Genomic DNA, 18,401 nt, shown 5'->3' with positions numbered 1-18,401 from the left:
CTCCAGCGCCGTCGACCCCCCTGTAGGAGCGAGCTTGCTCGCGATGGTCGCCAACGTTAACCCGCCACACCTGACACCCAGCGGCGACCTCGGGTTTTTCGCGAGCAAGCTCGCTCCTACAGGCATTTGGCTCCAGCGCCGTCGACCCCCCTGTAGGAGCGAGCTTGCTCGCGATGGTCGCCAACGTTAACCCGCCAAACCTGACACCCAGCGGCGACCTCGGGTTTTTCGCGAGCAAGCTCGCTCCTACATGGCATAACACTTGCTCTTGCCTTGCCGTGCGACTGTGAAAACCCGAATAGTGACGGATTATTGGCATGGCGAAGAGCGACGCAGCAGTAAAAGACCCCGCAACCAAAGGCAAACTCAAGCTGATCATCGCGATCGTGGTAGCCCTGCTGCTGGCGATCGGCTTGTCCGTGGGGGCGACCTGGTACTTCATGCACAGCGCCCAGAGCAAACCTGTCGTCGTGGCGGATACAGCGCCTCTTGGCAAGCAGCCAGCGATTTTCGAGCCCATGGCCCCGGCGTTCGTGGCCAACTACAACCAGAACGGCCGTCAGCGTTACATGCAGGTGAGCATTACCCTGCAGGGGCGCAATCAGGCCGATCTGGATGCGCTCAAAGTCCACATGCCGGTGATCCGTAATAACCTGGTCATGCTGTTCTCCGGCCAGGACTTCGCCACCCTCGCGTCGCCGGTCGGCCAGGAAATGTTGCGTCAGAAAGCCACGGCCAGCGTCCAGGAAGTGGCGCAGAAAGAACTCGGCAAAGTGGTCATCGAACAGCTGCTTTTCACTAATTTCGTACTGCAGTAGGAACACGACATGGCCGTGCAGGACCTGCTGTCCCAGGATGAGATCGATGCGCTGTTGCATGGCGTCGACGATGGTCTGGTTCAGACCGATATCGCTGCCGAACCCGGCACCGTTAAAAGCTACGACCTGACCAGCCAGGATCGCATCGTCCGTGGACGCATGCCGACCCTGGAAATGATCAACGAGCGTTTCGCCCGCTACACCCGCATCAGCATGTTCAACATGCTGCGCCGCTCGGCGGACGTTGCCGTCGGTGGCGTGCAGGTGATGAAGTTCGGCGAATACGTGCACTCGCTGTACGTCCCGACCAGCCTCAACCTGGTCAAGATCAAACCGTTGCGCGGCACTGCGCTGTTCATCCTCGACGCCAAACTGGTGTTCAAGCTGGTGGACAACTTCTTCGGCGGCGACGGCCGTCACGCGAAGATCGAAGGGCGTGAATTCACCCCGACCGAACTGCGTGTGGTGCGTATGGTGCTGGAGCAGGCCTTCGTTGATTTGAAGGAAGCCTGGCAGGCGATCATGGAAGTGAACTTCGAGTACATCAACTCGGAAGTGAACCCGGCCATGGCCAACATCGTCGGTCCGAGCGAAGCGGTTGTCGTGTCGACGTTCCACATTGAACTCGATGGCGGTGGCGGTGATCTGCACGTGACGATGCCGTACTCGATGATCGAGCCAGTGCGCGAAATGCTCGACGCCGGCTTCCAGTCGGACCTCGACGATCAGGACGAGCGCTGGGTCAACGCCTTGCGCCAGGACGTGCTGGACGTCGACGTGCCAATCGGCGCCACGGTCGCCCGTCGCCAGTTACGTCTGCGGGACATCCTGCACATGCAGCCGGGGGACATTATCCCGGTCGACATGCCGGAAGAAATGATCATGCGCGCCAACGGCGTGCCTGCGTTCAAGGTCAAGATGGGCTCGCACAAAGGCAACCTCGCGTTGCAAGTGATCGAGCCGATCGAGCGCCGCTGAGCGGCGCCTCCCAATTCGTTTTAACTACTGAATTTTTGCCCGCCGAGGACAAATGATGGCTAACGATATGAATACCCAGGACGACCAGGCGCTGGCTGATGAATGGGCTGCGGCCCTGGAAGAAACCGGTGATGCCGGCCAGGACGACATCGACGCCTTGCTGGCCGCCGACGCCGCCGGTTCGCGGTCCAACCGTCTGCCGATGGAAGAGTTCGGCAGCGTGCCGAAGAACAACGACCCGGTCAGCCTGGAAGGCCCGAACCTGGACGTGATTCTCGACATTCCGGTGTCGATTTCCATGGAAGTCGGCAGCACCGACATCAACATCCGCAACCTGCTGCAGCTCAACCAGGGCTCGGTGATCGAGCTTGACCGTCTGGCCGGTGAGCCTCTCGACGTGCTGGTTAATGGCACGCTCATCGCTCACGGCGAAGTGGTCGTGGTCAACGAGAAGTTCGGCATCCGCCTGACCGACGTGATCAGCCCAAGCGAACGCATCAAGAAGCTGCGCTAAGTGAAAAAGGTTCTGGGTTCTTTGCTGGGGTTAGCGCTGGCCTTGCCGTTCAGCGTTCTGGCTGCCGAGCCGGTGGCCACCGCTGCTGCCACCACGACGGCTGCGCCAGCGGTCAGCAGCGGTGTGGCCGGGCAATTGACGCAGTTGGTATTCGGTTTGCTGCTGGTGCTGGGGTTGATCTTCTTCCTCGCCTGGCTGTTGCGCCGGGTCCAGCAGGCCGGGCCGGCCGGTAAAGGGCAGGTGATCGAGTTGATCGGTTCCCGCGCGCTCGGCCCTCGTGACCGTTTAATGCTGGTGCAAGTGGGCAACGAGCAGATTCTGCTCGGCCTCAGCCCCGGCACCATCACCGCGTTGCATGTGCTCAAGGAGCCGGTGCAAGTGCCGAGCGGTGCTGAAAAAGCGACTCCGGAGTTTGCCCAGCGTCTATTGGAGATGCTCGGCAAGGATCAGAAGGATAAGAAGTAATGGGTGCGCTACGCATCGTCTTGACGCTGGCCCTGATGCTGGTCGCGCCGCTGGCGTTCGCCGCCGATCCGTTGTCGATTCCGGCGATCACCCTGGGCACCAACGCCAATGGTGCTCAGGAATACTCGGTCAGCCTGCAAATCCTGCTGATCATGACCGCGCTGAGTTTCATTCCGGCGTTCGTCATGCTGATGACCAGTTTTACCCGGATCATCATCGTCTTCTCGATTTTGCGTCAGGCCCTGGGCCTGCAGCAGACGCCATCGAACCAGATCCTCACGGGCATGGCGCTGTTCCTGACCCTGTTCATCATGGCGCCGGTGTTTGACCGAGTGAATCAGGACGCCTTGCAACCGTATCTCGCGGAAAAAATGACTGCTCAGGATGCCGTGGCCAAGGCTCAGGTGCCGATCAAGGACTTCATGCTCGCCCAGACACGCAGCAGCGATCTGGAATTGTTCATGCGCTTGTCCAAGCGCACCGATATCGCGTCGCCGGATCAGGCGCCGTTGACCATTCTGGTCCCGGCATTCGTCACGTCCGAGCTGAAAACCGCGTTCCAGATCGGCTTCATGATCTTTATTCCATTCCTGATCATCGACTTGGTCGTGGCCAGTGTGCTGATGGCCATGGGGATGATGATGCTTTCGCCACTGATCATTTCCCTGCCGTTCAAGATCATGCTGTTCGTGCTGGTGGATGGCTGGGCGTTGATTATCGGCACGCTGGCGAGCAGCTTCGGCGGTGTCTCGCCATGACGCCAGAAGTTGCGGTAGACATCTTCCGGCAAGCGCTGTGGCTGACCACCATGATGGTCGCGGTGCTGGTGATCCCGAGCTTGCTGGTCGGTTTGCTGGTGGCGATGTTCCAGGCCGCCACCCAGATCAACGAACAGACCCTGAGCTTTCTGCCGCGCTTGCTGGTGATGCTGGTGACGCTGATCGTGGCCGGCCCATGGCTGGTGCAGACCTTCATGGAATACATCCTGCAGTTGTACGGCAGTATTCCTCAGGTCATTGGCTAAGCCATGTCGCTGCTGCAACTGACCGATACCCAGATCAGCACGTGGGTGGCAACGTTCATGTTGCCGCTGTTTCGCGTCGGCTCCCTACTGATGGTCATGCCGGTGTTTGGTACGACCCTGGTGCCCAAGCGCGTGCGTCTTTATCTTGCCCTGGCGATAACCGTGGTGATTGCGCCCGGCCTGCCACCGATGCCGCCGGTCAATGCATTGGACTTGAGCGGCCTGCTGCTGATTGCCGAGCAGATTCTCGTCGGCGCGGTATTGGGCTTCTCCTTGCAGCTGTTCTTCCAGGCCTTTGTGGTCGCCGGGCAAATCGTCGCGATTCAGATGGGCATGGGCTTCGCGTCCATGGTCGACCCCACCAACGGCGTGTCGGTGGCGGTGATCGGGCAGTTCTTCACCATGCTCGTGACGCTGATGTTCCTGGCGATGAACGGCCATCTGGTGGTCTTCGAGGTCCTCACCGAAAGCTTCACTACCTTGCCCGTCGGCAGCGGCTTGATGGTCAATCATTACTGGGAACTGGCCGGCAAACTGGGCTGGGTGCTCGGGGCTGCGTTGATGCTGGTGCTGCCAGCGGTCACCGCGCTGCTGGTGGTCAACATTGCCTTTGGCGTGATGACCCGGGCGGCACCGCAGCTGAACATCTTCTCCATCGGCTTCCCGCTGATCCTGGTGCTTGGGCTGGTTATTCTCTGGGTCGCACTGGCGGACATTCTCAATCAGTATCAGCCGCTGGTCGTCGAGGCCTTGCAGTTTTTACGCGAACTGGCGCGGGCGAGCTGAGCCATGGCTGAGAGTGAAAGCGGTCAGGACAAAACAGAAGACCCCACGGCGAAGCGCAAAACGGACTCCCGTGAGAAGGGTGAGATCGCGCGCTCAAAGGAGCTCAACACCCTGGCGATCATGCTCGCCGGTGCCGGCGCGCTGCTGATTTTCGGCGGCGCACTGGCGCAGGACATGATGGAGCTGATGCGGCTTAACTTCTCGCTCTCGCGGGACGTCATTCTGGATCAGCGCAGCATGGGCACCTTCCTGCTGCACTCCGGACAGATCGCTCTGGTGGCCATTCAGCCGGTGATGATCACCTTGCTGCTGGCCGCGTTGATTGGCCCGATCTCGCTCGGCGGCTGGCTGTTCGCCCCGGGCTCCATGGCGCCGAAGTTCAGTCGCATGAACCCGGGCCCGGGGATCAAGCGGATGTTCTCGACCAAGTCGTTGGTGGAGCTGCTCAAGGCCCTGGCAAAGTTTTTCATCGTGTTGTTCGTGGCGCTGGCCGTATTGTCCTCAGACATCGACGACCTGCTGCGCATCGCCCATGAACCGCTGGATCAAGCGATCACTCACAGCCTGCAAGTGGTCGGCTGGAGCACCTTGTGGATGGCCTGCGGCCTGATCATCATCGCCGCCGTGGACGTGCCGGTGCAGCTGTGGGAGAGCCACAAGAAACTGCTGATGACCAAGCAGGAAGTGCGCGACGAGCACAAGGATCAGGAAGGACGGCCAGAAGTTAAACAGCGGATTCGCCAGTTGCAGCGTGAGATGTCCCAGCGCCGGATGATGGCGGCGATTCCCGACGCTGACGTGGTCATCACCAACCCGACCCACTACGCTGTGGCGCTCAAATACGACCCGGACAAGGGCGGGGCGCCGACGCTGATTGCCAAGGGCAGTGATTTCCTGGCGCTTAAAATCCGCGAAATTGCCGTGGCGAATGAGGTGTTGTTGCTGGAGTCGCCGGCGCTGGCGCGGTCGATTTATTACTCCACGGAGCTGGAGCAGGAAATTCCGGGTGGGCTTTATCTGGCCGTTGCCCAAGTCCTTGCCTATGTCTACCAGATCCGTCAGCACCGAGCTGGCAAGGGCAAGCGCCCGGATCCGCTCAAGGACGATTTGCCGATTCCGCCGGATTTGCGCCGCGATTCCTGATACAGCGATAACTCCTGTAGGAGCGAGCTTGCTCGCGATGGTGTGTCAGACACATTAATGTCAACTGACACACCATCGCGAGCAAGCTCGCTCCCACAGGGGATTGCCTCGGCTCAAGCCATTCGCTAGCCCTGCGGATCGATGTTATCCAGCGCGCGATTCACCGCCAGTTCTCCCAGCATGATGATCTGCTGAATCGCCAGCATCGTATTGCGCTGCGGCCCCTCCAGACATCCCGCGAAATCACTGGCCAACACACTCGCCGAAGCCAGGGATTCACAGGCGTGCGCCAGCAGGCTTTCGGTATCGATGCCGGGCGCAATGACGAACATTGTACTGGGCTTTCGAGCGGTGGCGTTTATGCGGGCGGGCAGGTTGACGAAGTCATCGAGAGCACGGTCGGCAGCTTCGTGGAGTTTTTGCGGATCGATTGGGGTGGCTGTGCAAACGTCTTCGGTTTTCGGCGGATTGGGCGTTACTTTGCTTGAATGAGTGCTCCAAAGGTCCGAAGGACTGGCACTCAGTATTGGCGGTTTCGCACGGATCGGGTACTAGCAGAACTGATAGGTTCGCTGGGGTTTGCCCGTTCGATTGGCTTCTGCATCGAGCTTGGCTCACCGGACAGGCAGCACGATTTCCGAGCGACGCTTGTAGCAGCTGCCGAGCCCGCGAGGCTGCGTTCGAGGACGAAGTCCTCGCCAGGATTTCACGACTGCTACGCAGCCGGACGCAGCCTCGCAGGCTCGGCAGCTGCTACAGAGGTAAGCAGTGAGTCCAGGCATTCCTGATTTGAAAATCAAAAGATCGCAGCCTTCGGCAGCTCCTACAGGTGTACGCATTTCAATGTAGGAGCTGCCGAAGGCTGCGATCTTTTGATCTTCCGGGCTTGCACACACCTCTATTCCCCGCCTCCACTAAAGTTGGAAAGCTTCTTGCAGTACCGGCTCTACGCCTGCTTCAGGCGTCAAAAGTTTGCTTTAAAGGAACGGGGAAAACCGGTGGATCGCTCTCAGTTACTCAACAGTGCCCGCACCAACATTGCCGACTTAAGTCGGGGCAATCTGGGCGTGCCGTTGTTGCTGCTGGTCATGCTGGCGATGATGATGTTGCCGGTGCCGCCGTTCCTGCTCGACGTGTTTTTCACGTTCAACATTGCCTTGTCGATTGTCGTTCTGCTGGTCTGCGTCTACGCCTTGCGGCCGCTGGATTTTGCGGTGTTTCCGACCATTCTGCTGGTGGCGACACTGTTGCGACTGGCGCTGAACGTGGCCTCCACGCGGGTGGTGATGCTGCACGGGCAGGACGGCCATGCCGCCGCCGGCAAGGTGATCCAGGCCTTCGGCGAGGTGGTGATCGGCGGTAACTACGTGGTCGGTATCGTGGTCTTCGCGATTTTGATGATCATCAACTTCGTCGTGGTGACCAAAGGTGCCGGGCGGATTTCCGAGGTGAGCGCGCGCTTCACCCTCGACGCGATGCCCGGTAAACAAATGGCGATCGACGCCGACTTGAACGCCGGCCTGATCGATCAGAACCAGGCCAAATTGCGCCGGATGGAAGTGGCTCAGGAAGCCGAGTTCTACGGTTCGATGGACGGTGCCAGCAAATTCGTGCGCGGTGACGCCATTGCCGGCCTGCTGATTCTGTTCATCAACCTGATCGGCGGCATGGCAGTCGGTATCTTCCAGCACGGCATGAGCTTCGGCGATGCCGGCAAGGTTTACGCGCTGCTGACCATCGGTGACGGTTTGGTGGCGCAATTGCCATCACTGCTTTTATCGACAGCTGCAGCGATCATGGTGACCCGTGCTTCCGGTTCGGAAGACATGGGCAAGCAAATCAATCGCCAGATGTTCGCCTCGCCCAAAGCGCTGGCGGTGGCCGCTGGTTTGATGGCGGTCATGGGCCTCGTGCCGGGCATGCCACACTTCTCCTTCCTCAGCATGGCGGCCCTGGCGGCCGGCGGTGCGTACCTGTTCTGGAAGAAGCAGAACATCATCAAGGTTCAAGCCCTGCAAGAGGTCAAGCGTCAGCAGGAACTGTTGCCTTCGCCGGCCCGCGCTCAGGAAACCAAGGAGCTTGGCTGGGACGACGTCACCCCGATCGACATGATTGGCCTGGAAGTCGGCTATCGCCTGATTCCCCTGGTGGACCGCAACCAGGGTGGCCAGCTGCTGGCGCGGATCAAAGGCGTGCGCAAGAAGCTGTCCCAGGACCTCGGCTTCCTGATGCCGACCGTGCACATCCGTGACAACCTCGACCTGGCGCCGAGTGCTTATCGCCTGACGCTGATGGGGGTGATCCTGGCCGAAGCGGAGATTTACCCGGATCGCGAACTGGCGATCAACCCTGGGCAAGTCTACGGTTCGCTTAATGGCATAACCGCCAAAGATCCGGCTTTTGGCCTGGAGGCGGTCTGGATCGAAATCAGCCAACGTTCCCAGGCGCAATCGCTCGGTTATACGGTGGTCGATGCCAGTACGGTGGTGGCCACGCACTTGAACCAGATTCTGTACAAGCACTCCAGCGAGCTGATCGGCCACGAAGAAGTGCAGCAACTGATGCAGTTGCTGGCGAAAAGCTCGCCGAAACTGGCGGAAGAGCTGGTGCCGGGCGTGGTTTCGCTGTCGCAATTGCTCAAGGTCTTGCAAGCGCTGCTGGCTGAGCAAGTGCCGGTTCGTGACATTCGCAGCATTGCCGAAGCAATCGCCAACAATGCCGCCAAGAGTCAAGATACTGCCGCATTGGTGGCCGCGGTGCGCGTTGGCGTCTCTCGCGCTATCGTCCAAAGCATTGTAGGGACTGACTCCGAGCTGCCAGTTATCACCTTGGAGCCAAGGTTGGAACAGATATTGCTCAATAGTCTTCAGAAGGCAGGACAAGGCTCGGAAGAAGGCGTTCTGCTGGAACCAAGCATGGCTGAGAAACTGCAACGTTCGTTGATCGATGCGGCGCAGCGTCAGGAAATGCAAGGTCAACCGGTGATTCTGCTGGTAGCCGGTCCGGTTCGCGCCATGCTTTCGCGATTCGGCCGACTGGCAGTCCCGGGTTTGCATGTGTTGGCTTACCAGGAAATTCCGGACAACAAGCAAGTGACCATCGTTGCGACAGTAGGGCCCAACGGCTGAGGTAGTGGTTTATGCAAGTTAAGCGTTTTTTCGCCGCCGATATGCGTCAGGCCATGAAACTGGTTCGTGATGAGCTGGGCGCTGACGCCGCTATCATTGGCAATCGCCGGATCGCCGGTGGTGTCGAGTTGACGGCTGCCCTGGATTACAAGTTGTCGGCGCTGGCCCCGCGTGTTCCGAACATGGAACTCGAAGACGAGCTGCGCAAGACCCAGTCGCGGATCGTGACCGCCCAGGCCGAACTGAGCCTGCGAGGCGACGGCGAGAGCGACAAGAGCACTAACCGCCAGTTGTTCGCCGGCCTGCCACTGACCGCTGCCGAGCCATTGATCGAGCCGACATACGCCGAACCTCGTCGTCCTGCGCCGGCCCCTGCACCAGCCTCGACCGGTGTCGATCCTCGGGCGTTCGATTCGATGCGCTTCGAGCTCAATAGCCTGCGCGAATTGATGGAAGTACAGCTTGGCTCGTTAGCGTGGAATCAGCTGCAAGGCAGCCGTCCCGCCCAGGCCAACCTCTGGCGTCGTCTGCAACGCATCGGCCTGTCCGGCCCGTTGTCGCGTGATTTGCTGGCGATGATTACCGACATTGAAGAGCCCCGTCAGGCCTGGCGCATGTTGCTGGCGCACCTGGCGCGGATGATCTCCACGCCGGAGATCGAGCCGCTGGAAGAGGGCGGTGTGATTGCCATGGTCGGTCCTGCCGGCATGGGCAAGACCACCACCCTGGCCAAGCTGGCCGCCCGCTACGTGCTCAAGTACGGCGCGCAAAACATCGCGCTGGTGAGCATGGACAGCTACCGTATCGGTGCTCAGGAACAGCTCAAGACCCTCGGCCGGATCCTCAATGTGTCGGTGACACACGTCGACCCGGGCCAGTCGCTGGTGCAGGCGCTGGATCCATTGCTGCGCAAGCGTGTGGTGCTGATCGATACCGCCGGCCTTCAAGCCAGCGATCCGGCACTGCGCATGCAGCTCGAAAGCCTCGCGGGTCGTGGCATCAAATCGAAAAATTATCTGGTTTTGGCAACCACCAGCCAGAAACAGGTTCTAACGGCCGCTTATCACAGTTACAAGCGCTGCGGGCTCGCTGGCTGCATCCTGACTAAACTGGATGAAACGGCAAGCCTGGGCGAGGTATTGAGCCTGGCCATCAGCCATGAATTACCGGTGGCCTACCTGACCGATGGCCCGCGGATCCCGGATGATTTGCATCTGCCGCGCCGTCATCAGTTGGTCAGTCGCGCCGTGAGTGTGCAAATGCAGGAAGAACCCAGCGAAGAAGCCATGGCTGACATGTTCGCTGATATTTACCACAGCCCGACCAAACAGGTCGGCTGAGGTACTAATGAACAGTTTTTGTACCTACATCGATGGTCTGCCATGCATTGTTCCGTTTGTGAACGCGCAGCCAGTAATGTGGCCTCCGTCTATGCAAGACAAGGTAAAGAAATAACATGGGCAGCATGCATCCCGTACAGGTGATCGCGGTGACCGGCGGCAAAGGTGGCGTCGGCAAGACTAACGTGTCAGTGAATTTGTCACTGGCCCTGGCTGAGCTCGGCCGTCGCGTCATGCTGTTGGACGCCGACCTGGGTTTGGCGAACGTCGACGTCCTGCTGGGACTGACACCCAAACGTACCCTGGCCGACGTGATCGAAGGCCGCTGCGAGCTGCGCGACGTTCTGTTGCAGGGCCCCGGCGGCATCCGCATCGTCCCGGCCGCGTCCGGCACCCAGAGCATGGTTCATCTGAGCCCGGCTCAACACGCCGGCCTGATCCAGGCGTTCAGCGATATCGGCGACAACCTCGACGTATTGGTGATCGACACCGCCGCGGGCATTGGTGACTCGGTGGTCAGTTTTGTCCGCGCCGCGCAGGAAGTCCTGCTGGTGGTGTGCGACGAGCCGACGTCGATCACGGACGCCTACGCACTGATCAAACTGCTTAACCGCGATTACGGCATGAACCGCTTCCGCGTCCTGGCCAACATGGCCCAGAGCCCGCAGGAAGGTCGCAACCTGTTCGCCAAGTTGACCAAGGTCACGGATCGCTTCCTCGACGTCGCCTTACAATACGTCGGTGCGGTGCCGTACGACGAAAGCGTGCGCAAGGCCGTCCAGAAGCAACGTGCCGTCTATGAAGCGTTCCCGCGTTCCAAGTGCTCTCTGGCGTTCAAGGCCATTGCACAGAAAGTCGATACCTGGCCGCTGCCTGCCAACCCCCGTGGGCACCTGGAGTTTTTCGTCGAACGCCTCGTGCAACAAACGGCAGGACCGGTTCTATGACAGCCAGCGGTTACAACCTTTACAAGAAATCGGCACGTGACGCGCAGTACGAGCTGATCGAGCGTTACGCGCCACTGGTTAAACGCATTGCTTACCACTTGCTGGCACGTCTGCCGGCCAGTGTCCAGGTCGAAGACCTGATCCAGGCCGGGATGATCGGGCTGTTGGAAGTATCGACCAAATACGACGCCAGCAAAGGCGCGAGTTTCGAGACGTACGCGGGCATACGAATCCGCGGCGCAATGCTCGATGAAGTCCGCAAGGGGGACTGGGCGCCACGTTCGGTCCACCGCAATACCCGGATGGTCAGCGACGCAATTCGCTCGATTGAAGCTAAAACCGGTCGTGACGCTAAAGATCACGAGGTTGCGGCCGAACTCCAATTGAGTCTCGACGATTATTACGGGATTTTGAACGACACCCTGGGTAGCCGGTTATTCAGTTTCGACGATCTGTTGCAGGACGGCGAACATGAAGGGCTGCACGAGGATGGCGCAAGTGCTCATCTCGAGCCGTCACGCGATCTGGAAGATGAACGCTTCCAGGCGGCGCTGGCGGACGCGATTGCCAATTTGCCGGAGCGTGAGCGACTGGTGTTGGCGCTGTACTACGACGAAGAGTTGAATCTCAAGGAAATCGGTGAGGTCCTGGGGGTCAGCGAATCGCGGGTCAGCCAGTTACATAGCCAGTGCGCGGCCCGTTTGCGGGGGCGTTTGGGGGAGTGGCGAGCGCGCTGAAGGCAGTGTGGGGACACTGCGAACGTGGCTGGTGTGGAGTTGAACTGCGCCGGTCTCGATCTGTTGTGCTCCAGACAGTCATTGAGTGTTTTGCCAGATTGATTGAAATGGCGCGTCCAGGTGCTGGGCGCGTTTAAGACTGCTTGGAGGTCGAATTGGACAAGAACATGAAAATCCTCATCGTTGATGACTTCTCAACGATGCGGCGGATCATAAAAAACCTGTTGCGTGACCTTGGGTTCACCAACACGGTCGAGGCCGACGATGGCACCACTGCCATTCCGGTTCTCAACAGCGGGAGCATCGACTTTCTGGTAACGGACTGGAACATGCCCGGCATGACCGGTATCGATCTGCTGCGCCACGTGCGCGCCGATGAAAAGCTCAAGCACCTGCCGGTGCTGATGGTGACCGCTGAAGCCAAGCGCGAGCAGATCATCGAAGCGGCCCAGGCCGGTGTTAACGGCTATGTGGTCAAACCCTTCACGGCCCAGGCGTTGAAAGAAAAAATCGAGAAGATTTTCGAACGCATCGGTTGATGGACTGCGCCACGGGGGAGCTATGGAGCATAACGAATCTTCACTGGGCGATTTTGAATCGACCCTGAAAAAACACGCGGTCGAATTGGTCGAGAGCCTTGAAAAAGGCAAGTTCGGCGACGCTGTGCAACTGATCCATGAGCTCAATCAGACCCGTGACCGTGGCCTGTATCAGGAAGTGGGCAAGCTCACCCGTGAGCTGCATAGTGCGATCGTCAATTTCCAGATTGACCCGAACATGCCGCAAGCCGAGGAAGTCTCGCAGATCACTGATGCCACGGAGCGTCTGGGCTACGTGGTCAAGCTGACCGAGGCGGCGGCCAACCGCACCATGGATCTGGTGGAAAACTCCACGCCTTTGGTCAACAGCCTGAGCGAGGAAGCCCAGGCCTTGAGCACGGACTGGGGGCGGTTCATGCGTCGCGAAGTCGGGGCTGAAGAGTTCCGCGAGCTGGCCCGTCGAGTCGATGGTTTCCTGACGCGCAGCAGTCGAGACAACCGCGTTGTGTCGAGCAACCTCAACGACATTCTGCTCGCCCAGGATTACCAGGATCTCACCGGCCAGGTGATCAAGCGTGTGACCCAGTTGGTCACCGAAGTTGAACACAACCTGCTCAAGCTCGTGCTTATGGCCAGTCAGGTGGACCGCTTTGCGGGCATCGAACATGACCGTGAAGCGATGCTTGCAGAAAAAGATCCGCAAAAACATCTCTCTCAGGGTGAAGGTCCGCAGATTCATGCCGATAAAAGAGAAGACGTTGTGTCCGGTCAGGACGATGTGGACGATTTGCTATCCAGCCTAGGGTTTTAGAATTTTAGGCATTTTAGGTTTTTAAACCTGTTAGGAGCACACCCTTAATGAGCTTCGGCGCCGATGAAGAGATCCTTCAGGATTTTCTGGTTGAGGCCGGCGAGATTCTAGAGCAACTGTCCGAACAGCTGGTCGAGCTTGAAAGTCGACCTGATGATGCGGACTTGCTCAATGCAATTTTTCGCGGTTTTCACACTGTAAAAGGGGGCGCCGGCTTCCTCCAGCTCAACGAGCTGGTGGAGTGCTGTCACATCGCCGAGAACGTGTTCGACATCCTGCGCAAGGGTGAGCGTCGCGTCGACTCGGAACTGATGGACGTGGTTCTCGAAGCGCTGGACGCGGTGAACGGCATGTTTACCGAAGTCCGCGAACGCAGCCCGATCACGGCTGCAACGCCTGAATTGCTCGCTGCTCTGGCCCGTCTGGCCGAGCCGCAAACCGCTGATGAATCGGCGCCGGTTGCCGAAGTCTTCGAAGCGCCTGTCGCTGAAAGCGAGTCGGGCGACATCACCGATAACGAATTCGAACAACTGCTGGACTCGCTGAATGCCGTCAAGGCACAAGCCGAGGCCCCCGTGGTGGCTGCGCAGCCTGCTTCGCTGCCTGCCGGCAATGCAGCCGCCAGCGACGAAATTACCGATGCCGAGTTCGAGTCGTTGCTCGATCAACTGCACGGCAAAGGCCAGTTCGCCGTCGATGCGGTATCCGCACCCGCCGCACCCGCGGCTGCCCCGAAAGCGGCAGGCGACAGCTCTGACATTACCGACGACGAGTTCGAAGCACTGCTCGACCAGCTGCACGGCAAGGGCAACTTTGCGGTCGACGCGCTGGAATCGGCCATTGCCGCGGTACCGACCCCGGCAGCGCCAGCCGCAGCGGCGGTGGGCGGCGATCTGATCTCCGATCACGAGTTCGAATCGCTGCTCGACGAATTGCATGGCAAAGGCAAATTCACTGAAGTCGGTACCGGTTCGGCGACTGCTTCTGCTGTTGCTTCAGTGCCGGCTTCTGTCGCCAAGCCTGCACCGAAACCGGTAGCCAAGGCGCCCGAGCCTCAGGCCGAAACAGCGAAACCTGCTGCAGCGGCTCCGGCCCGTGCAGCGTCCGCGCCGCCCGCCGAAAAACCGGCCAGCGAAGCCGAGACCACGGTTCGGGTCGATACGGCGCGTCTCGACGAAATCATGAACATGGTCGGCGAATTGGTACTGGTGCGTAACCGCCTGGTTCGCCTGGGCGCCAACAGCGCTGATGAGGCCATGTCCAAGGCCGTGTCGAACCTCGACGTGGTCACGGCTGACCTGCAAACCGCGGTCATGAAGACCCGGATGCAACCGATCAAGAAAGTCTTCGGGCGCTTCCCGCGTCTGGTTCGCGACCTGGCTCGCCAGCTCAAGAAAGAGATCAACCTGGAACTGGTCGGCGAAGAAACCGACCTCGACAAAAACCTTGTCGAGGCCCTGGCCGATCCGCTGGTCCACTTGGTGCGCAACGCGGTCGACCACGGCATCGAGTCGCCGGAAGAGCGCGAAGCCTCGGGCAAGTCCCGCGGCGGCAAGGTGATCCTTGCGGCGGAGCAGGAAGGCGACCACATCCTGCTGTCGATCTCTGATGACGGCAAAGGCATGGACCCGAACGTCCTGCGTTCCATCGCGGTAAAACGCGGTGTGATGGACAAGGACGCGGCCGATCGCTTGAGCGATACCGAATGCTACAACCTGATTTTCGCGCCAGGGTTCTCGACCAAGACCGAGATCTCCGACGTGTCGGGCCGTGGCGTTGGCATGGACGTGGTGAAAACCAAGATTTCCCAGCTCAACGGTTCGATCAATATCTTCTCGGCCAAGGGCCAGGGCTCGAAGATCGTCATCAAGGTCCCGTTGACCCTGGCGATCATGCCGACGCTGATGGTCATGCTCGGCAACCAGGCGTTTGCGTTCCCGCTGGTGAACGTCAACGAGATTTTCCACCTCGACCTGTCGCGCACCAACGTGGTGGACGGTCAGGAAGTGGTGATCGTGCGGGACAAGGCGCTGCCTCTGTTTTACCTCAAGCGCTGGCTGGTCAGCTCCGCCGCTCACGAAGAGCAGCGTGAAGGCCATGTGGTGATCCTTTCGGTGGGCACCCAGCGAATCGGCTTCGTCGTCGATCAGTTGGTGGGCCAGGAAGAAGTGGTCATCAAGCCATTGGGCAAAATGCTCCAGGGAACTCCGGGCATGTCCGGCGCCACCATCACCGGTGACGGCCGCATTGCACTGATTCTCGATGTTCCGAGCATGCTCAAGCGTTACGCCGCACGGCGTATTTGATTCTGATGGGGCGGGGCGACTGAGCCTCGCTCCGTCTAACGGAGTGTTTATGGCAGTCAAAGTCCTGGTGGTGGACGATTCGGGGTTTTTCCGCCGCCGCGTCTCGGAAATTCTTTCGGCGGATCCGAATATCCAGGTCGTCGGCACGGCGACCAACGGAAAAGAGGCGATCGATCAGGCGCTGGCGCTCAAGCCAGATGTGATCACCATGGACTACGAGATGCCCATGATGGATGGCATCACGGCCGTGCGGCACATCATGCAGCGCTGCCCGACACCCGTATTGATGTTTTCCTCGCTGACACACGAAGGCGCCCGGGTCACCCTGGATGCACTGGACGCTGGCGCGGTGGATTTCCTGCCGAAAAATTTCGAAGACATCTCGCGCAATCCCGAGAAAGTCAAGCAACTGCTGTGCGAGAAGATTCTCAGCATCTCGCGCAGTAACCGTCGTGCCAACACCTACAGCGCGCCGGCACACGTCGCCACGCCAGCCCCGTCACCGGCGCCTGCGAGCGTCAGCAGTTATGGCAGCAGCGTACCGGCGCGTCCGGCACCGGCACCGATCCCGGCGCGTACGCACGCCCCTGCATCGCACAGCCCGTCCTCTCCAGCACCGAAACGCAAAGCCTACAAACTGGTTGCCATTGGCACCTCCACCGGCGGCCCGGTGGCCCTGCAGCGGGTGCTGACCCAGTTGCCGGCCAACTTCCCGGCGCCGATCGTATTGGTCCAGCACATGCCGGCCGCCTTCACCAAAGCGTTCGCCGAACGTCTGGACAAGCTGTGCCGCATCAATGTCAAGGAAGCCGAGGATGGCGACATCCTGCGTCCGGGCCTGGCGTTGCTGGCACCGGGTGGCAAGCAAATGATGATCGACGGCCGTGGTGCGGTGAAAATCCTCCCGGGCGACGAGCGCCTGAATTACAAACCGTGCGTGGACATTACCTTCGGTTCCGCGGCCAAGACCTACGGTGACAAAGTTCTGGCGGTCGTGCTGACCGGCATGGGCGCCGACGGTCGCGAAGGCGCGCGTCTGCTCAAGCAGGGCGGTAGCTCGATCTGGGCTCAGGACGAAGCCAGCTGCGTGATCTACGGCATGCCGATGGCCATCGTCAAAGCTGAACTCGCGGATGCGGTGTACAGCCTCGACGACATTGGCAAGCACTTGGTCGAGGCGTGTATCTGATGGATGTTTTAAGCCTTATCGGGATCATCATGGCGTTCGTCGCCATTATTGGCGGCAACTACCTTGAGGGCGGGCACCTCGGTGCGCTGGCCAACGGCCCGGCGGCGTTGATCGTACTCGGCGGGACCATCGGTGCAGCGCTCCTGCAATCACCGATGAGCGCCTTCAAGCGTGCCATGCAGATACTGGCCTGGATCCTATTTCCGCCGCGCGTGGACCTGGCCGGTGGTATCGATCGTGTCGTGAACTGGAGCCTGACGGCGCGCAAGGAAGGTTTGCTCGGTCTGGAAGGGGTGGCTGATACCGAGCCCGACAGCTACTCGCGCAAAGGCTTGCAACTGCTGGTGGACGGTGCCGAGCCGGAAGCGATTCGCAGCATTCTGGAAGTGGATTTCTACACGCAGGAAAGCCGCGACATTGAAGCTGCCAAAGTCTTCGAAAGCATGGGCGGCTATGCGCCGACCATCGGCATCATCGGTGCGGTGATGGGCCTGATCCATGTCATGGGCAACCTGGGTGATCCGTCGCAACTGGGCAGCGGCATCGCCGTGGCCTTCGTCGCCACCATCTACGGTGTGGCCAGTGCCAACCTGCTGCTGCTACCGATTGCCGCCAAACTCAAGTCCGCCGCGTTGCGCCAGTCGCGTTATCGCGAAATGTTGCTTGAAGGCCTGCTGTCGATCGCCGAAGGTGAAAACCCTCGCTCTATTGAGTTGAAGCTTCAGGGCTTCATGGATTGATGGGGGTAATGGATTATGGCTCGTCGTCGTCAGCCTGAAGAACACGTCAACCACGAGCGTTGGCTGGTGTCCTACGCCGACTTCATCACCTTGCTGTTTGCTTTTTTCGTGGTGATGTACTCGATCTCTTCGATCAACGAAGGCAAATACAAAGTTATCTCGGAAGCATTGATCGGGGTCTTTACCGACTCCGACCATGCGCTCAAGCCGATCCCGGTTGGTGACGAGCGACCGAAGACCGTGACCCCGGCCAAGCCGCTGGTCAAGGACAGCGAGCAGATCGATGCCGGCATCGCCCAGGCGGCCAATGACCCGCTCAAGAGCATCGCCGATGACATCAGCGCGGCGTTCGGCGACTTGATCAGCTCCAACCAGATGACGGTGCGCGGCAACGAACTGTGGGTCGAGATCGAACTCAATTCCAGCCTGTTGTTCGGCAGCGGTGACGCCATGCCCAGTGATATCGCATTCAACATCATCGACAAGGTCGCCGGGATTCTGAAGCCGTTCGACAACCCGATTCACGTCGAAGGTTTCACCGACGACCAACCAATCCGTACCTCGCAATACCCGACCAACTGGGAGCTGTCGTCAGCCCGTTCGGCCAGTATCGTGCGTATGTTGGCGATGCAGGGTGTGAACCCGGGTCGTCTGGCGTCGGTGGGTTACGGTGAATTCCAGCCAGTGGCCAACAACGCCACCGCCGAAGGCCGGGCGCGTAACCGTCGCGTCGTGCTGGTGGTGTCACGAAATCTTGATGTCCGTCGTAGCCTTACCGGTACCGGTACCGCAAATGCGAAACCGGATGCGGCATTAAAGCGTGCTGGCACACAAACTGCACCGACCCCAGTCAAGTCGCCGGGACGAGAGAGCGCCGTCAATTCTCCGTCACCCGCATTAACACGCTGAGCTATTTCTCGGTCGACCCTGTCGACC

At 59.8% G+C, this 18,401-nt stretch carries 19 protein-coding genes; 18 read left to right on the top strand and 1 reads right to left on the bottom strand.

Annotated features, from left to right (window positions below; translation table 11 throughout):
• Window positions 1-317 precede the first annotated feature (317 nt).
• Genes fliL through flhB form a run of 8 tightly spaced genes read left to right on the top strand, consistent with a single transcriptional unit; the run spans window position 318 to window position 5,728 of the window.
• Window positions 318-818, top strand: coding sequence for a flagellar basal body-associated protein FliL (fliL, locus tag JFU37_RS22320; protein WP_201118850.1), 501 nt, complete (start codon window positions 318-320; stop codon window positions 816-818).
• Between the two features lie 9 nt (window positions 819-827).
• Complete coding sequence (gene fliM, locus JFU37_RS22315; RefSeq protein ID WP_201118848.1) at window positions 828-1,796, top strand: flagellar motor switch protein FliM; 969 nt, start codon at window positions 828-830, stop codon at window positions 1,794-1,796.
• Between the two features lie 55 nt (window positions 1,797-1,851).
• Complete coding sequence (gene fliN / locus JFU37_RS22310) at window positions 1,852-2,310, top strand: flagellar motor switch protein FliN (protein WP_201118845.1); 459 nt, start codon at window positions 1,852-1,854, stop codon at window positions 2,308-2,310.
• Window positions 2,311-2,775, top strand: coding sequence for a flagellar biosynthetic protein FliO (fliO, locus tag JFU37_RS22305; protein ID WP_201118843.1), 465 nt, complete (start codon window positions 2,311-2,313; stop codon window positions 2,773-2,775).
• A complete protein-coding gene (fliP, locus tag JFU37_RS22300; protein ID WP_201118840.1) occupies window positions 2,775-3,533 on the top strand; it encodes a flagellar type III secretion system pore protein FliP in 759 nt (252 codons plus the stop codon). The genes fliO and fliP overlap by 1 nt, the downstream gene beginning before the upstream one ends.
• Entirely contained in the window at window positions 3,530-3,799 is a 270-nt protein-coding gene (gene fliQ / locus JFU37_RS22295) for a flagellar biosynthesis protein FliQ (RefSeq protein WP_201118830.1), read from the top strand. Before fliP ends, fliQ begins: the two co-directional genes overlap by 4 nt.
• A 3-nt stretch (window positions 3,800-3,802) precedes the next feature.
• A complete protein-coding gene (fliR, locus tag JFU37_RS22290; protein WP_201118828.1) occupies window positions 3,803-4,585 on the top strand; it encodes a flagellar biosynthetic protein FliR in 783 nt (260 codons plus the stop codon).
• 3 nt (window positions 4,586-4,588) lie between these two features.
• Complete coding sequence (gene flhB / locus JFU37_RS22285; RefSeq protein WP_201118826.1) at window positions 4,589-5,728, top strand: flagellar biosynthesis protein FlhB; 1,140 nt, start codon at window positions 4,589-4,591, stop codon at window positions 5,726-5,728.
• A 125-nt stretch (window positions 5,729-5,853) separates the two neighbouring features.
• Here the strand turns inward: flhB and JFU37_RS22280 are convergent, their stop codons facing one another.
• A complete protein-coding gene (locus tag JFU37_RS22280; protein ID WP_201119502.1) occupies window positions 5,854-6,252 on the bottom strand; it encodes a DUF6124 family protein in 399 nt (132 codons plus the stop codon).
• A gap of 474 nt (window positions 6,253-6,726) precedes the next feature.
• Here JFU37_RS22280 and flhA point away from each other — a divergent pair, with 474 nt between their 5' ends.
• The 10 genes from flhA (at window position 6,727) to motD (ending at window position 18,374) form a co-directional block, all read left to right on the top strand.
• Window positions 6,727-8,856, top strand: a complete 2,130-nt coding sequence (gene flhA / locus JFU37_RS22275) for a flagellar biosynthesis protein FlhA (RefSeq protein WP_201118824.1) — start codon at window positions 6,727-6,729, stop codon at window positions 8,854-8,856.
• Window positions 8,857-8,867: 11 nt separating this feature from the next.
• Complete coding sequence (flhF, locus tag JFU37_RS22270; protein WP_201118822.1) at window positions 8,868-10,196, top strand: flagellar biosynthesis protein FlhF; 1,329 nt, start codon at window positions 8,868-8,870, stop codon at window positions 10,194-10,196.
• A gap of 116 nt (window positions 10,197-10,312) precedes the next feature.
• Window positions 10,313-11,143, top strand: a complete 831-nt coding sequence (fleN, locus tag JFU37_RS22265) for a flagellar synthesis regulator FleN (RefSeq protein WP_008001746.1) — start codon at window positions 10,313-10,315, stop codon at window positions 11,141-11,143.
• Window positions 11,140-11,880, top strand: a complete 741-nt coding sequence (gene fliA / locus JFU37_RS22260) for an RNA polymerase sigma factor FliA (protein WP_007894214.1) — start codon at window positions 11,140-11,142, stop codon at window positions 11,878-11,880. The genes fleN and fliA overlap by 4 nt, the downstream gene beginning before the upstream one ends.
• 167 nt (window positions 11,881-12,047) lie before the next feature.
• Window positions 12,048-12,419, top strand: coding sequence for a chemotaxis response regulator CheY (locus JFU37_RS22255; protein ID WP_003183998.1), 372 nt, complete (start codon window positions 12,048-12,050; stop codon window positions 12,417-12,419).
• Window positions 12,420-12,441: 22 nt separating this feature from the next.
• Window positions 12,442-13,230, top strand: coding sequence for a protein phosphatase CheZ (locus JFU37_RS22250; RefSeq protein WP_201118819.1), 789 nt, complete (start codon window positions 12,442-12,444; stop codon window positions 13,228-13,230).
• Between the two features lie 47 nt (window positions 13,231-13,277).
• Entirely contained in the window at window positions 13,278-15,536 is a 2,259-nt protein-coding gene (locus JFU37_RS22245; protein ID WP_201118817.1) for a chemotaxis protein CheA, read from the top strand.
• Window positions 15,537-15,585: 49 nt separating this feature from the next.
• Window positions 15,586-16,725: a protein-glutamate methylesterase/protein-glutamine glutaminase gene (locus JFU37_RS22240; RefSeq protein WP_201118814.1), complete on the top strand. Its 1,140-nt coding sequence runs from the start codon at window positions 15,586-15,588 to the stop codon at window positions 16,723-16,725.
• Window positions 16,725-17,465, top strand: coding sequence for a flagellar motor protein (locus tag JFU37_RS22235; protein ID WP_201118812.1), 741 nt, complete (start codon window positions 16,725-16,727; stop codon window positions 17,463-17,465). The genes JFU37_RS22240 and JFU37_RS22235 overlap by 1 nt, the downstream gene beginning before the upstream one ends.
• A 15-nt stretch (window positions 17,466-17,480) precedes the next feature.
• The gene (gene motD, locus JFU37_RS22230) at window positions 17,481-18,374 is read left to right on the top strand and encodes a flagellar motor protein MotD (RefSeq protein WP_201118810.1); all 894 of its coding nucleotides are present in this window, start codon (window positions 17,481-17,483) and stop codon (window positions 18,372-18,374) included.
• Window positions 18,375-18,401 lie beyond the last annotated feature (27 nt).

It is taken from the genome of Pseudomonas sp. TH41 (assembly GCF_016650695.1).
In the GTDB taxonomy this organism is placed as follows: Bacteria; Pseudomonadota; Gammaproteobacteria; order Pseudomonadales; family Pseudomonadaceae; genus Aquipseudomonas.
This window is presented reverse-complemented; position numbering and strand designations above follow the sequence as displayed.